The sequence below is a fragment of the Lentibacillus sp. L22 genome, from assembly GCF_040812445.1.
Lineage (GTDB): Bacteria > Bacillota > Bacilli > Bacillales > Amphibacillaceae > Lentibacillus_C > Lentibacillus_C daqui.
The window spans coordinates 57,646-71,721 of the sequence record NZ_JBFNXI010000001.1 but is presented as its reverse complement, the minus strand read 5'-3'; the positions used below and the strand labels follow the sequence as shown (position 1 = coordinate 71,721).

The following is a 14,076-nucleotide window of genomic DNA, read 5'->3' as shown; positions in this document are numbered from 1 at the left end:
TAACCATGCTTCACTATTCTAACGATAATTCCAAAACCATGTTTGATAATCGTCAATTAGTTGATAATTTACATTTTCCTCATCGACTACAATATCAGCTAATTCCCATATTGTTTTCTTTCTTCCTTCCCTACATTCAACGAGGATTCCGTAAAATTCTTCAAATTGTATCTCTTGATCCAGCTGGAGACAATTCAACTCATATTCAGTAAATGAAAGCGGTCCCGTTTCTCCTTCATAAGTTGCTCGAAAAGGAAAAGTCAAGTGCTGTTGCAAATACCGGTAGTACCTTCCCAAATGCTCGTTCGTTACTTCCATCAATTCAAATCGTTCACTGTCACTTTTATCTTGTATGGTAACACCCAGGATTTCGGCTACCCTTAATTCCCATCATCCAAATCTGTCTTAATCATATCGTTTGGAACGAGTAGTCCATTTATCATTGACATATTATTAAGTGGATTCTCTTGTTTAACCGACTCTGTTGCAAACTCACTATCAAAATAGGACATGTTAAACATATCGCGAATCTTTTTTGACTTTTGCGAGACAGTACTTTTATTTGTATGAAAATATTCATTGATATCTGTAACAGAAGCATATGGGTGCGTATCCTCATCAAATAAAAAATTCACCGTCCCCAATGCATGAATAATGGCTGCGGCCCAAATTTCAATTTTTCCGGAAATAAATGGCATATCCCGTTTTCTGGCCATTTTATCGATCAGCTTTTTTACAACCACCTCATATTCCTCATTTAAATACGTTTTGCTAAAATCACCTGTAAGCTGAAGTAACTGCTCTTTCTTTTCTGCTAATTTTTCTTTTGCGGCCGTCACATTCATTCTCCTCTCCTTTTGAGACTGTTTCAAAATAATTCGCCAAATTTCCGTTCCAACCGGCATTTTTCACATCGTTTTGGCCACTGAAAACCCATGTCTTTAAAAAACTTTTGTTCTCCGATTGAAAAGGTAAACCGATCACCACATTCCCAGCACTTTAGCTGTATATCCTGTGGGGCAGATCCTTTTAATGCTTCGTTCCATTCCTGTTGCCTTTCCAAAGCTTCACTACGATCAACCTGTTCTCCAGATTTCAACATGCCGATTGTTTTCCTGATTTCCGCACGTACCTTTTTATAGTCAACCTGTTCCCATGCCTCCAGATACGGGATATATTTAGTTTCCCCCGATTCCTGCGCTTTTTTCAATAGCAAGAGTATCATTCCTCGATTGCGATCCTTTAAGTAGGTCATATCTGGTATTGGTTGATCTTCTTCTATCCACTTATCCCATTCAGCCAAAAATTCATCCGCACGCCGATCCCGTTCAATATACCAGCCGCGTTCCGTGAACACAATCATCGGAAGTTTCCCTGAATATTGAATATCAAGGAAATCATAATCGATCATCCACTCAATTTTTTCCTTGACCGCTTCCATTTTTTCCGGTTTGAAATAACCATAGACTGGGCATTGTCCAATTCCAGTGCAAGAACCTTTTTCTCTCGTGAACCTTTCAGGATTTTGGCAAGCAATGTCCGTCCGCCTTGTGCAATAATTTCATCTGCAGCCCGTAATATAGCCAGGATTTCATGTTCCGGTAATGATTGGGTCGCTGTTTCCATTGGGATTATCCTTTCTTTAAAATAGTAATAGCCAAACTATCTTTCCGATTAATGTAACCATTATTATATACTTTTTACCGCTACCCTGCCAAGAATAAAAATAGAACCATAGCATTGGCGCTCGCTATGGTTCTACTAATTTGTTACAGTTATTTAGCTGATTTATTGATGTATTGTCGCTTATTATCCGTTATACCTGCAAAGCAAATGGTTGCAGGATCCTGGTCGATTTCCAATTCCACCTTCCGATCATTCGTGGGTAAAGTTTCCTCAAAAATGGCTTCGTATTCAGGAACAGTTACCTCGGTACGTTCAGAAAATAGCTTGGTATGTTGGTCTATTTGCAGGTGTTTTCGGTAATTTGGTTGCAAAATTCCACTGAAGAACTCACCTACTGCACCCGAGCCGTAACTATATAACCCGATTCTGGATCCCGCCTCCAGGCTTTCTTTTTGTTCTAATAACGATAACAAGCTTAAATACAACGACCCCGTATAAATGTTACCGACCATTCGGTTATACGTGGTACTAATTTGATAGTTGTCCATTAATCGCTCCTGATCCGATTCTGTTCCTTCATCCAAAATGGTGCGTAACGCCTTTTTACCCATTTTTGTATATGGCAAGTGATAACAGATTGCTTCATAATCATGCAGTTCCAGACCTGTCTTTTCTTTGTATTGCCGCCAAACGTTATTGAAAAACGCAATATACTGTTCATTGGAAAATTTTCCATCCACAAATGCCTTATCAGCGTAAATTGGCCGCCAGAAATCCATAATATCAGCGGTCATGTATGCATTATGTTCTTCCAAAACCATAATTTTTGGATCTGCACTAATGAGTAATGCAACTGCACCAGCCCCTTGCGTAGCTTCTCCCGAGGTATTCAAACCATAACGGGCGATATCTGATCCCAATACCAGCACTTTGCTTCCTGGATGTAGTGCGATATGCCCTTTAGCCATTTGGATACCAGCAGTTGCCCCATAACAGGCCTGTTTTAATTCAATGGCGCGTGCTTGTGGTTTTAACCCAAGCAATTGATGGACATATACCGCTGCTGATTTGGAGTGATCAATCCCCGACTCCGTTCCAAAAATAACAAAATCAATCTTCTCTTTATCATCGTCATCTAATATTTTCAGGGCCGCGTTTGCTGCAAGTGAGACAGCGTCCTGAGTTAGCGGTGGAATTGCCATTTTTTCCTGGCCGATTCCGATTGTAAATTTCTCGGGTTCTACATTTCTACTGACAGCCAGTTTGTTCATGTCTACATACAAATGAGGTGTATAAAAGCCTATTTTATCGATTCCTATTTTCAATTTTCTTCTCTCCTGCTTGCTATAAAATTTATATATCATGTGCTGGAGAAAAACCCCAAGCCGCATCGATACTTCGTGATTATTTTCACATACCTGTACAACCTTAAGTTAACAGTATAAATAATAATATAAATGGGTGTGAAAAACAATGAAAAGGTTGCACTGGGACGGACCTGGTTAAAACTACCAGGTCCGTATCGAGCAGTTTGTATAAATCGGCAATTAAGCCGTCCGTTCAATTCAGTTGACGGCTTTCCAGGAAAAATATAATAGTGCTGTCATTCGGGACACTTGTAGCGATTCCAACTTTATTTACCTCTTAAGCGAGGGTCGTGTATTATTGTAATACTCGCTTCTCCATGGTTGATCCGATATTGTAAGTTCTATTCTTGTGACCTAGGGAATATAATTTTAAACGTTGTCCCTTTCCCGATCTCGCTTCTTACATCAATTCTTCCGTTGTGCGCCTCTGTTAAGTGTTTAACGATGGCAAGCCCAAGACCTGTACCGCCGGAATTCCGGCCCCTTGCCTTGTCAACGCGATAAAAACGCTCAAAAATTCGCGGAATTTCATCCAAGCTTATTCCTATCCCGTTATCCTTGACAATAAATTCAACAGTACGAGGGAATCCTTCAACATGAACATGTATAAACCCTTTTTCAGGGGAATAAACAATAGCATTTGTGATAACATTAATGAACATTTGTTTCAAGCGAAAAGGATCGCCCTCGATCACGGTATGTCCTTCCGCCCCGGATTGTATATCAATGCTTTTTTCTTTTGCTTCTTCTTGTAGTAATTCAAGCGTTTCATCTACAATTTTACTAAGATCCACTTCTTGCCAATTCAGTTGAAACGTATCACTTTCAATTTTTGAGAGTTCCAGTAAATCATAAATTAACGCTTCCAATCGCTCACTTTCTCTCAAAATAATCGTCATAAATTTCTTTCTAATATTTTCATCTTTCATCTCTTCATCCAACAGTGTTTCGGCAAATCCCTTTAGAGAGGTAACAGGGGTTTTTAATTCATGGGACACATTAGCAACAAATTCTTTTCTTACTTTTTCTAGTTTCTTTAGCTCAGTAATATCATGAAGGACGACAACAATTCCTTTCGCATGACTGGAACCGTGTTTAATTGGGGCACAGTAAATGTCAATATATCGTCTTTCAATACCAAGCGGCAGGATAACGGATTGACGTACAATCGTTTCGTTAACGATGGATTCATGTATTGTGTTTCTAACTTCCTCATCATGGAGAACATATTGATAGTTTTTGTGGAACCAATCTCCTTTTTTAATATGAAACATATCCTGGAAGGTTTGATTGGCAAGCCGTAAATGCCCGTCCATATCAATGAGAAGTAAAGAACTGTCAATGTTTTCAATTAACGTCTCCAACTGGTCTTGTTGAATCTGGGATAACTTGACCGTTTTTTGCAAGCTTTCTCCAAGTTCGTTCAAATGACGATTTAGCTGACCGGTGGATTTCGGCTTATCTATGTATGTACGTGTACTGAAATTACCAGCTGTGAACTGCTTGATCATTCTAACCGATTCATCCAATGGTTTTGCAAAATTCCTAATGACAAAATATCCAATGAATAGGAACAAAAGGAATGTCGATATTAACACTACGGAAACGAGCAACAAGTGTCCTGAAAACAAAAATAGCACAATTCCGGCACCTAATAGTAACACCAATAATATCCCACTCAATATAGCCATAAATTGGAATACGATATGGTGTATCATTTGGGTTCCTCCAATTTATATCCAAATCCGCGAACCGTTTTTATATAACCCGGTTTTTTCGTATTTTCTTCAATTTTTTCACGCAAATGGCTAACATGCACATCAGCAATTCTTGTGTCACCGACATAATCAAAATTCCAAACCGCATTGAGAATTTGTTCCCTTGAAAGAACATTGCCCTTATTTTGTGCTAAATACACGAGTAATTCAAATTCCTTCGGCGTACATTCCATTTCCTGGCCTTTGAAATAAGCTTCATATTTTTTGGGGTAAATTTCCAATTCACCAATGACTATTTGTTCTTCCTTTGATAATTCCAATTCATCATTTGCAAGAATGGTACGTCGGAGTACCGCCTTTACGCGGGATACGACTTCCCTCGGACTGAATGGCTTGGTAATGTAATCATCCGCCCCCAGCTCAAGACCGAGTACTTTATCAAATTCGTCATCCTTTGCCGTTAGCATAATAATCGGGGTGAGCAATTTCTGTTCCCTTAGCTGTTTGCAGACATCTATTCCATCCATCCCCGGCAACATTAGATCAAGAACAATTAAATCAGGCTGTTTTTCTTTGACTAGATGGAGAGCGGTAAGACCATCCGTGACGGGTATTACCTCATAGCCAGCTTTTGTGAGATTAAATTCAAGCAATGTAACGATGGAGATTTCGTCATCGACAACCATGACTTTTTCGTTCATTTTCACACTCCATTCTGCGTTTATTGTTTAACGGACTTTTGTTCCACACATCAGGGGACACTATGTTTAATATATACAAATCATTTGAAAACCTCAATGAATGTTAACATTTGCTTCAGGAATCACTCAGGGTTTATTTATCCAAACTTACCTGAGATATAGTCTTTCGTACGTTGATCAGACGGATTTGAAAAAATGGAAGCTGTATCAAATATTTCCACCACCTCACCATTAAGGAAAAATGCAGTTTGATCCGAAATCCGTGACGCCTGCTGCATATTATGGGTTACGATCACAATGCTAAATTTTTCTTTTAATCTTTGGATAAGTTCCTCGATTTTCAATGTTGATACCGGGTCGAGCGCAGATGTCGGTTCATCCATTAAAATGACACTTGGTTTCACAGCTAAACAACGCGCAATACAAAGCCGTTGTTGCTGACCGCCAGAAAGGCCATAAGCATTCTGATCAAGACGGTCCCTTACCTCATCCCATAGCGTTGCGTCCCTTAGACTTTTCTCAACAATTTCACTTAGATTCTTTTTATTTTTAATTCCCTGCATTTTGGGCCCATAAGCCACATTATTGAAAATGGACTTGGGAAATGGATTCGGCTTTTGAAAGACCATACCAATCTCTTTGCGAAGTCTTACAACATCAATTTTTCGATCGAGTAAATTAACATCCCCGTAGACAATTTCACCTTCACATCGTGCTTCGGGTATTAAATCATTCATGCGGTTGAGTGTTCTTAAAAAAGTGGACTTTCCGCATCCTGATGGCCCAATTAAGGCTGTGATAGCTTGTTTTAGAATCGATAAGGAAACATTTTTTACGGCATGGTTTTCTCCATAATAAACATTCAAGTCTTTAAGCTGAAAAATTGGGGTCGTTTCATTAGCCATTGGCATGACGTTGCTTTTCATCTGTGTACTTATCAAGATAATTTTCCTCCCTTAGTTACCATTCATTTTTTTGTAAATGACATGACCAATCCAACGTGCAAGTAAATTAAACAGTAATACGGCAATGACCAAGACAGCAGCAGATCCATTTGCGACTTCCCTTATGTCCGGAATGATCCCATTCGCATTCACATTCCAAATATGAACGGATAGAGTTTCCGCTGGACGGAAGATATTTAATGGTGAATTTGCTGCAAATGGGTTCCAATTTGTGAAATTGAGGTTTGGCGTCGAAAGTCCTGCTGTGAATAACAATGCTGCCGATTCACCAAACACACGTCCCGCCGACAAAATCACCCCGGTTAAGATTCCTGGAAACGCGGCAGGAAGCAATACAGTTTTAATCGTATGCCAGTGGGGAACACCGAGCGCGAGACCTGCCTCTTTTAATTCAATTGGGATAGAACGCAATGCATCTTCAGACATTCTGACAATGACCGGTAAGTTAAAGACCGTCAAAGCAAGCGCTCCTGATAGAATCGAATACTGCCAGCCAAAGTAATTGACGAACAGGAGCAAGCCAAACATTCCAACAACAATAGATGGTAGTGATGCCATGACTTCCACACAAGAACGAATGAATGATGTTAATTTATTCGGTTTTGCATATTCCGCAAGATAAATTCCGCCAGCTATGCCAAGGGGAACAACCATGACCATTGTAATGAATAAAATGTAAAAGGAATTCCACAGCTGATTTTTGATACCACCTCCTGTTAGAAAGGAACTGGAATCAGTGGTTAAAAAACCAAGGTCAATTTGCGCAATACCATGATATAAAATATAGCCCAGAAGAGTAGCAAGCATTCCGATCATAACCAGGGCACAGCAAATTATCAAAGTGGTTGCTATATGGTTTACTGTTCTACTGTTCATTTACACTTTCCTCCTCCGGGATAAAAATCGAATAAAAATAATAAATACATAGGACATCACAAGTAGAATCAATCCCAAGGACCAAAGCGCATTGTTATGCGGACTTCCATAAGTTGTGTGTCCCATGCTAAGGGTGGTAATCGTTGTTAATGTTGCAGCGGGATCCACTAAAGAATTCGGCATTCCCTGTGCATTGCCAATAACCATTTGAATGGCCAGTGCTTCCCCAAATGCTCGTGCCATTCCAAGCACAATCGCTGTCAGTAATGAGGGTAAAGCAGTTGGAATAACAACTTTATAAATGGTTTGCCATCGCGTTGCCCCAAGCGCATATGAAGCGTCATGCAAGTGGTAGGGGACAGACCGAATCGCATCGGCTGCAATACTTGTAACAGTCGGTAAAATCATCATACCGACAACAATTGTTCCAGCCAATAAGCCGAAACCAGTTCCCCCGATAAACTGCCTAATAAGTGGAACGATGATCGATAATCCAATCAAACCATAAACAACGGACGGAATGCCAACAAGTATTTCAATAACCGGTTGCAGTACCCTCTGCCCCCATTTCTTGGCGATCTCTGTCATGAAAATGGCACTTCCAATTCCGATCGGGGCTACGAACACGGCGGCCAGAAAGGTTACCGACAATGAACCGAAAATAAATGAAAATGCGCCGTATGAAGAATTTTCTTCTCCCGTTGGATTCCACTCTGTCCCGGTAATAAAATCAAATATGTTGATTCCGTCTTGAATAAACAACTGCAAGCCTTTGATCGTCAAAAAAAGTGTAATTGCCACGGCAGCCGCCATCATAAAGAATGCACTAACGGTAATGATTAATTTTCCTCGTAATTCACTATTTCTGCAGAACAGGGCTTTACTGATTTTTTGTCTTTTCACAAGTCTTTTACTGGCAAATGTGGTATTAGCAGTTGGGTTCCATTCTACCTCATTGTCGTTTAGAGCCATTCAATCAACTCCTCCTTCTCCAAACCATACTTTCTGGATGTTTTATACTGAATCATAAAAGGTATAAACGGGGTAGACATTCCTTGTATTACCTACCCTACGCTTATAATTTTATTTCTTAGTTATTTCACCTTGAGCATTACGCTCGACATTCATTTTTGAGGCTGGGATATATCCTTGCTTAGCGACGGGGCCATTTTGAATTGTATCGCTCATCATATATTCAAGAAACGCCTTTTCCGCACCGTCTGGTTTACCGTTTGTGTACATGTGCTCGTAAGCCCAGATCGGAAATTCGCCGGAGATAATACTTTCGTCCGTTGCTTCGACATTGTCAATATTCATTTTGACAACGGAATCATCGAAGTAAGAGAATGCTAGATACCCGATCGCTCCAGGGGTTTCCGCAATAATCTTTTTCACTGTGTTGGAAGAGTCCTCTGTGATCCCTTCGGCAGGCGCTGTACCGTCCAAGGCAAAATTAATGAAAGTAGCGCGTGTGCCCGAGCCGTCCGGACGGTTAACAAGTGTTATTTTTTCATCCTTACCGCCGACTTCTTTCCAGTTTTTTATTTTCCCGGTAAATATCTTGATCAGATCGCTTTTTGAAAGATTGGTTACACCTGCGTCAGGGTGAACTGCTGCAGTAATACCAACAACAGCTACTCTGTGATCAACCAATTTATCAGCTGGAATGCCTTCTTGTGATTCCACAAAATAATCAGAGTTTCCAATATCAAGATTTCCTGCAGCGACCTCACTAAGCCCTGTACCACTACCACCGCCTTGCACTTGAACCTGTGTGTTAGGGTATTTATTCATAAATTGTTCAGCGGCAGCCGTTGCCAATGGTTGAAGAGCACTTGAACCACCGATAATAACGGATCCGGATAATTTGTCTTTGTTATTGTCGGCTTCACTCCCCGATTTGCCATTCGCTGAATTTCCGCATGCAGTTACAAAAACCATCAATGTAACGAAAGTTATTAAAACCAGTTTGTTTTTCACCTTCACAATAATCCTCCTTAGGAATGTAATATGTTCTCGCAACTACAAGGCTATAGATCAATCGTTAATTGAGTATTAAGAGAATGTAAAGGTTTTGTAAAGAAATATTGTTCCGATGAATAAATGTTTTGTCCTTTTATTCATCGGAATATTTCAATATCGAGGCTTGTACGGGAAGTAGTAACTTCTGCATTGCCCAAAGGACGTGGACAATACAGAAGTTACTACTTCCCGGCACATGAGGATCGGAAAAGCAAACCAACGAGCTTTTTCAAAGGAAGGCAGACCAAAACAGGCTTACGATCAGGGTTGGCATACCCCTTTTGCAGGGGCACGTCAATTTTACCGGATTTTTGAATGTCCTCTATTAGAGCGTGTTCAAGAAATACCTTTTTTAAAGAATATGAACCGGAAGTAAGTAATCTTTACTCCCATAATTGGAAATGAAAGTAAATGGTGTGAATTGCGGAGGTAGTAATTGAATATTCAATAATTTGTAGTCAAAAAAAGGACATACTTCCCCCTTGGATTTAAATAGTTTTTTAAAAACCATTTGAAGTATAGATAAACTTGAAGATTAAACAGCTAAAGGCAATGACATCTGCTCAATTTGCTGTTTATGCAACTCTTTAATTTTTTCAACATGATCTTTGGGCAAAACCGTTTCCCGTACATGTTTGATCATGCGTTCAATCAACCTAAATATGTCTCTCATAATGAAAAAGGATTGCACTTTCTCCGTTGTTTTGACAGGGGCCTTTTTATGACGCAAGACCGATCCTTATTAAAGATGAGCGCCCTTTTACGGAACAAAAAATGACGCTATTTGTTGTTAGATTTTTTATCTAATTTGAATAAAAATAACCTAGTAATTAAAGTATAAATGATAGCAATATGTTATAATAAATTCAATAGACTGGCTTCGCATGAGGGGTTGGGTAGCGCTGTCGATCTTCCGTTAGTCTTCGCTTGGGAGACTTCCCAGGGAGGGAGGTGCTTGCCAATGGGCATTGTTAGTGCTTTAACGCTTATGATATCCTTCGGGACGTTAATCGCGTTAATTATGTCTGACAAAAACCATAAAAAATAACCCCTCCAATGCGTTTCAGAGGCGCTGAGGGATTATTTTTTTACCTAATGCTGCCTGCCCCCTCTTGATGGGGTTCAGTCTATTATGACCGTTCCATGTATCAGCATGGGCGGTCTTTATTAGTGTATGCACTTATTATCTTTCTATGTTAATTATACCACAAAATCAATGTTTGTACACATACTTTATTTTTACCTCTTTGTTATCAAAAAATCTTATTCGATTAGGGCACCCTTTAACGGAACACTCATTTATTATTTACCAAGGAAAGTTCTTAATATAATTAACACAGACCCGCCTTGCTCTTTTTATTTTATTCAGCAAAAGAAAGGAAAGTGGCTGGTTTCGCTATGATCTATTTTATTTAGTGGTCTCTTTTATCGTCCCTAGCTATTTTGCTTTTGTTTTAACGTAAGAGCTTTTGTTCGACGTTCTTTTAATTTCATAATGTGAGTTTCGCTTATGTTAATTTTTCCTGACCGTAAACGGTCAATCGCTTCATCAATTATTGCAACTTCATTGTCATAGTCCTTTAGTTTTCGATATGCCATTGCATAAGATGTATATAATACTGGAGCATCGTAGCCGTTGTACCGTGCTATATCGAATAACTCAATAGCGCTTTCAAGGTTGCCGTCTTTTCGTTCCTTATCCCCTTTTTCTCAATATGATGAACCCTCGTCAAATCCTTTTTCCCAATCGTTTAGGTTCTTAATATCTTTTAGTGGCACTCGATTGTGGATTGGATTAATAGGTACTTCTTTTTCATTGGAAACTGTTTTAATTTCACCAAGCTTTTCTTTTAAAAATCCCCAGACATCAATTAAATGATAAGTGGGTATGTTCCGTTCTAATTTCTCTAATGCTTTCTCTTGATCGTTGTTATAATTCGTCACGTAGTCGTCCCCAATATAGATCCAAGCTGTAACTGATTTTGCAAATTGGCTTTTCAGGATTCTGCTGTTATTTGCTGACAATAATGCCATTGTTTCACCTTGATATTTTTCAAGTTTTCCGTCATAAATTGTGTTAACTTCATCCCTTATATTTCGCGTGATAAAGACTACCACTTTTAAGCTCTCATCTTTAACGTTGTCAAAAGGTCTAGATTTCATTCCATAGTAATGTTCTTCTATCTCACTCGCATAAAAATGCGGAGCTGTTTCAAACCGAAGCTCAGGTGTTTTAAAACCGCGGTCATAACCATTATCTCTTTTAGCTGTAAAGGGGATAATACGGTTTGTAAGTCTATCATTTGTTTCATTCAATATTCGTGTCATTTCTTGACTCTCCAGCTCTATTGCTTGTTCTTCTGTCAATCCTTTTCCAACAAAGCGGGAGGCTGTACCATACATTTTTCGGATCTTTTCGGCTTCATAGGCCCGTTCATGGTATGTTTTATAACGATTACCCCGGCCTTTCCCGACATAGAATATTTCGCCAGTATCCTTGATAAACCATTCATACACATAAAAATCTGTTTTTGTACTGCCGGTAGAATCGCCTACGGGTGATGAAGATATAGAAATCCCGAAGTCTTCATCAGAGGAGGATATCTTCAAAGATAGTCCCATACCCACGTCAGTATCGATTCCATTTTTTTGATGCTTATCCTCTTCATCCTGTGTCTCCTTTAAATCCCCTTTATTATCACTATATTTTTCTTGTGTTTTCATTCCGAAAAATTTGCTAAAAATACCCATTTTATTAACCACCTTTCCGAGCAGCCCCATATTATTCAGCACCTATAAACTATTAAACAATATGGCCCTATACACCAAGATAGGTTTCTTGAACGTGCTTGAAGATATCTTCCCTTGTTAACATACTAAGTAATTCCTCCAGTTGATGCGCCGCCTAATTTCTTCTCTCATTTCACCCGACATTTATAGTATTCAACAACTGCGCCTCGATTGCCTAATACTGCACATTTATCCAGCCACCATCTTCTAGAAAATCATCTCTTGTAAACAAACGATTAGAAATCAATTGACGGTAAGATGTAATAGTGCCATCGTGAGAAACAATATAAGCTTTTCCCTTTGATTGCTGCTTACACCATCTAAGTAACCTCTCACCAAGAACTTTGAATTCCCGAACAGGCATAGTATTTATACCATTAGTCCATAATTCTTTGGGAAAATGTTGGTCTAAAGCAAAGATGGGAAATTCCCTTTTTATAATTTCTATCCCTATAATTTCATCACACGGAAGCGTGTGCCCCTCGGTTTTTTGGGGAAACAACCTAGGTGATACCATTGGACTTATAATTTTTTCGCATTGTGTATCATTGCTCCAAATAAGGGCGGTTTCCATCGTTCTCCTTGTAGGGCTTACAACAATAAAATCGTTTTTAGACAAAGGCAAATGATGTCTTAACATTTTAGCTTGTTCTATACCTTTATAGGTTAATGATGGATTTTTGATTAGTAAACTATCTGGGGTATTTAGTGTATGAATTCCCTGACCGTGTCTTATAAAAGTTAGGTCCAAGTCTCTCACCAGCCCTTATTTAAAATTAATCCTTTTTCCACATAATGGCCCGAGCGTATTGAGGCACAGTGCTTCTTCCACAACTGCGTTCAATTGCGGCATAAAACATTGGAATTATTTACTATCGTCAACGGCCACTAAATAAACTTTTTCCTTGAATCCACCGCGTTCATTAAATTTCTTTTGCCTTGCTTCTTCTACATCTTTGAATCCTTTTCCGTGAATCTCGGATAAGGAATGTATAACCTCCAGGACATCAGAAAGCTCTTCGATTGCCTCTTCATCATTTTTTGTTTCCAGATATTCATTCAATTCTTCTTTAAGCTTTTTCTTTAGTTCACTAAAATACTTTGATTGCTCAAGCGTTTTCACATATTCCCCCATTTTGATTAATTATTTCTGGAATTTTATCGCGAACAAGTTTATTATAAACTTTTATTCCCTGCCTCCCTTTTGTTAAAGAATATCCCCAATCTTGAAATGCCGCTATGCCGCAATTGCGCTCCGTTTGCTTAACTGGGTTTCGTATCCTTTTCCTTAAATCCAAGAACTGCGGTTTTTATTAAAACGTAGATTATGTGAAGTATTCCAACTGTCGTAATAAGTTTAAAAATGGGATTGTCATAAAGGATAAACCATTTATAAAAAAAGGGATTTTCCGCTATGCCACTTGCAAAATTACCCATCCTGTTTAAATTCGGTTCCAAAAATGTCCCGTTAATAGCAATAAAGATTATTTGCATAATTAAAAACAGGCCCGCAGTTATAATCAATCTTCTCAGTTCATTAGCAAAGCCCTTTTTCTTTTTGGAGTACTGGCTAAGATTTAACAGAGAACTTTTCAGCTCACCTGCATCGCCTTTTTCATTTGTTTTTTCCTCCTGCTTATGACTTATGCAACACTTTGGCCAAATTGTTGCATTGTCACAATACGTTTTGTCAATGTGATTGTATCAAACTTTTTTATAAATGATCGAACTTATTTCAAAGTCACAACAGACCCCATCAATGATACTTTTAGCCATGTTATCATCATTTTTGCTTCACGAAGCTGCTCTAGAATCGTTTCATTTAAGAAAATAAAATCTCCCTTGAATATCTGACATTTGAGACTTCTCATTCGATGAAGTGGCCTAAAGCAATCCCACCTTCTACTCCATTATAACATAAGGGACTGTCATTTTAATGAATTATTCAACATCTGTTCCTCATTCAGCCAATCCGCATACTACTCCCCGACGATGACAATCAAGCTGCTTT

At 38.9% G+C, this 14,076-nt stretch carries 16 protein-coding genes; 1 reads left to right on the top strand and 15 read right to left on the bottom strand.

All coding sequences use genetic code 11. The features are described from left to right. Positions 1-18 precede the first annotated feature (18 nt). The 11 genes from ABRT01_RS00350 to ABRT01_RS00300 form a co-directional block, all read right to left on the bottom strand. Positions 19-318: a calcium-binding protein gene (locus ABRT01_RS00350; RefSeq protein WP_367746015.1), complete on the bottom strand. Its 300-nt coding sequence runs from the start codon at positions 316-318 to the stop codon at positions 19-21. A gap of 62 nt (positions 319-380) precedes the next feature. Beyond that, a complete protein-coding gene (locus ABRT01_RS00345; protein ID WP_367746013.1) occupies positions 381-845 on the bottom strand; it encodes a DUF6398 domain-containing protein in 465 nt (154 codons plus the stop codon). Between the two features lie 23 nt (positions 846-868). After that, positions 869-1,441, bottom strand: a complete 573-nt coding sequence (locus ABRT01_RS00340) for an RQC-minor-1 family DNA-binding protein (protein WP_367746012.1) — start codon at positions 1,439-1,441, stop codon at positions 869-871. Then, complete coding sequence (locus ABRT01_RS00335; protein WP_367746011.1) at positions 1,408-1,626, bottom strand: hypothetical protein; 219 nt, start codon at positions 1,624-1,626, stop codon at positions 1,408-1,410. The genes ABRT01_RS00340 and ABRT01_RS00335 overlap by 34 nt, the downstream gene beginning before the upstream one ends. Before the next feature lie 149 nt (positions 1,627-1,775). Then, on the bottom strand, positions 1,776-2,951 hold the full coding sequence (locus ABRT01_RS00330) for a hydroxymethylglutaryl-CoA synthase (RefSeq protein WP_367746010.1): 1,176 nt from the start codon (positions 2,949-2,951) through the stop codon (positions 1,776-1,778). Positions 2,952-3,334: 383 nt separating this feature from the next. Next, entirely contained in the window at positions 3,335-4,711 is a 1,377-nt protein-coding gene (gene pnpS, locus ABRT01_RS00325; RefSeq protein WP_367746009.1) for a two-component system histidine kinase PnpS, read from the bottom strand. Further along, positions 4,708-5,412: a response regulator transcription factor gene (locus ABRT01_RS00320; protein WP_269412283.1), complete on the bottom strand. Its 705-nt coding sequence runs from the start codon at positions 5,410-5,412 to the stop codon at positions 4,708-4,710. Before ABRT01_RS00320 ends, pnpS begins: the two co-directional genes overlap by 4 nt. Positions 5,413-5,549: 137 nt before the next feature. Then, entirely contained in the window at positions 5,550-6,338 is a 789-nt protein-coding gene (gene pstB / locus ABRT01_RS00315) for a phosphate ABC transporter ATP-binding protein PstB (RefSeq protein ID WP_367746094.1), read from the bottom strand. Between the two features lie 30 nt (positions 6,339-6,368). Next, positions 6,369-7,253 (bottom strand): phosphate ABC transporter permease PstA, encoded by an 885-nt coding sequence (gene pstA / locus ABRT01_RS00310; RefSeq protein ID WP_367746007.1) that lies wholly within the window; start codon positions 7,251-7,253, stop codon positions 6,369-6,371. Then, complete coding sequence (pstC, locus tag ABRT01_RS00305) at positions 7,254-8,225, bottom strand: phosphate ABC transporter permease subunit PstC (RefSeq protein WP_367746005.1); 972 nt, start codon at positions 8,223-8,225, stop codon at positions 7,254-7,256. It lies immediately after the preceding gene. Positions 8,226-8,336: 111 nt separating this feature from the next. After that, a complete protein-coding gene (locus tag ABRT01_RS00300) occupies positions 8,337-9,239 on the bottom strand; it encodes a phosphate ABC transporter substrate-binding protein (protein ID WP_367746002.1) in 903 nt (300 codons plus the stop codon). Positions 9,240-10,116: 877 nt separating this feature from the next. Between ABRT01_RS00300 and ABRT01_RS00295 the strand changes: the two genes are divergently transcribed. Continuing rightward, positions 10,117-10,323: a putative holin-like toxin gene (locus ABRT01_RS00295; RefSeq protein WP_367746000.1), complete on the top strand. Its 207-nt coding sequence runs from the start codon at positions 10,117-10,119 to the stop codon at positions 10,321-10,323. A 662-nt stretch (positions 10,324-10,985) separates the two neighbouring features. Here ABRT01_RS00295 and ABRT01_RS00290 read toward each other — a convergent pair. The 4 genes from ABRT01_RS00290 to ABRT01_RS00275 all read right to left on the bottom strand — a co-directional run bounded on the left by ABRT01_RS00290 (position 10,986) and on the right by ABRT01_RS00275 (position 13,559). Continuing rightward, positions 10,986-12,026: a GIY-YIG nuclease family protein gene (locus ABRT01_RS00290; RefSeq protein ID WP_367745999.1), complete on the bottom strand. Its 1,041-nt coding sequence runs from the start codon at positions 12,024-12,026 to the stop codon at positions 10,986-10,988. Positions 12,027-12,240: 214 nt separating this feature from the next. Beyond that, on the bottom strand, positions 12,241-12,825 hold the full coding sequence (locus tag ABRT01_RS00285) for a histidine phosphatase family protein (RefSeq protein WP_483101654.1): 585 nt from the start codon (positions 12,823-12,825) through the stop codon (positions 12,241-12,243). A gap of 105 nt (positions 12,826-12,930) precedes the next feature. Further along, a complete protein-coding gene (locus ABRT01_RS00280; protein WP_367745996.1) occupies positions 12,931-13,188 on the bottom strand; it encodes a phosphoribosyl-ATP pyrophosphohydrolase in 258 nt (85 codons plus the stop codon). Positions 13,189-13,328: 140 nt separating this feature from the next. After that, on the bottom strand, positions 13,329-13,559 hold the full coding sequence (locus ABRT01_RS00275) for a YfzA family protein (RefSeq protein ID WP_483101653.1): 231 nt from the start codon (positions 13,557-13,559) through the stop codon (positions 13,329-13,331). Between the last annotated feature and the right edge of the window lie 517 nt (positions 13,560-14,076).

What these genes read in the sequence shown, in the direction of transcription:
- ABRT01_RS00340 (WP_367746012.1), bottom strand. Translation starts at nt 1,441, where the DNA reads ATGGAAGCGGTCAAGGAAAAAATTGAGTGGATGATCGATTATGATTTC.
- pnpS (WP_367746009.1), bottom strand. Translation starts at nt 4,711, where the DNA reads ATGATACACCATATCGTATTCCAATTTATGGCTATATTGAGTGGGATA.
- ABRT01_RS00335 (WP_367746011.1), bottom strand. Translation starts at nt 1,626, where the DNA reads ATGGAAACAGCGACCCAATCATTACCGGAACATGAAATCCTGGCTATA.
- ABRT01_RS00320 (WP_269412283.1), bottom strand. Translation starts at nt 5,412, where the DNA reads ATGAACGAAAAAGTCATGGTTGTCGATGACGAAATCTCCATCGTTACA.
- ABRT01_RS00290 (WP_367745999.1), bottom strand. Translation starts at nt 12,026, where the DNA reads ATGGGTATTTTTAGCAAATTTTTCGGAATGAAAACACAAGAAAAATAT.
- ABRT01_RS00345 (WP_367746013.1), bottom strand. Translation starts at nt 845, where the DNA reads ATGAATGTGACGGCCGCAAAAGAAAAATTAGCAGAAAAGAAAGAGCAG.
- ABRT01_RS00350 (WP_367746015.1), bottom strand. Translation starts at nt 318, where the DNA reads ATGGAAGTAACGAACGAGCATTTGGGAAGGTACTACCGGTATTTGCAA.
- pstC (WP_367746005.1), bottom strand. Translation starts at nt 8,225, where the DNA reads ATGGCTCTAAACGACAATGAGGTAGAATGGAACCCAACTGCTAATACC.
- ABRT01_RS00295 (WP_367746000.1), top strand. Translation starts at nt 10,117, where the DNA reads ATGATAGCAATATGTTATAATAAATTCAATAGACTGGCTTCGCATGAG.
- pstA (WP_367746007.1), bottom strand. Translation starts at nt 7,253, where the DNA reads ATGAACAGTAGAACAGTAAACCATATAGCAACCACTTTGATAATTTGC.
- ABRT01_RS00275 (WP_483101653.1), bottom strand. Translation starts at nt 13,559, where the DNA reads ATGCAAATAATCTTTATTGCTATTAACGGGACATTTTTGGAACCGAAT.
- pstB (WP_367746094.1), bottom strand. Translation starts at nt 6,338, where the DNA reads ATGAAAAGCAACGTCATGCCAATGGCTAATGAAACGACCCCAATTTTT.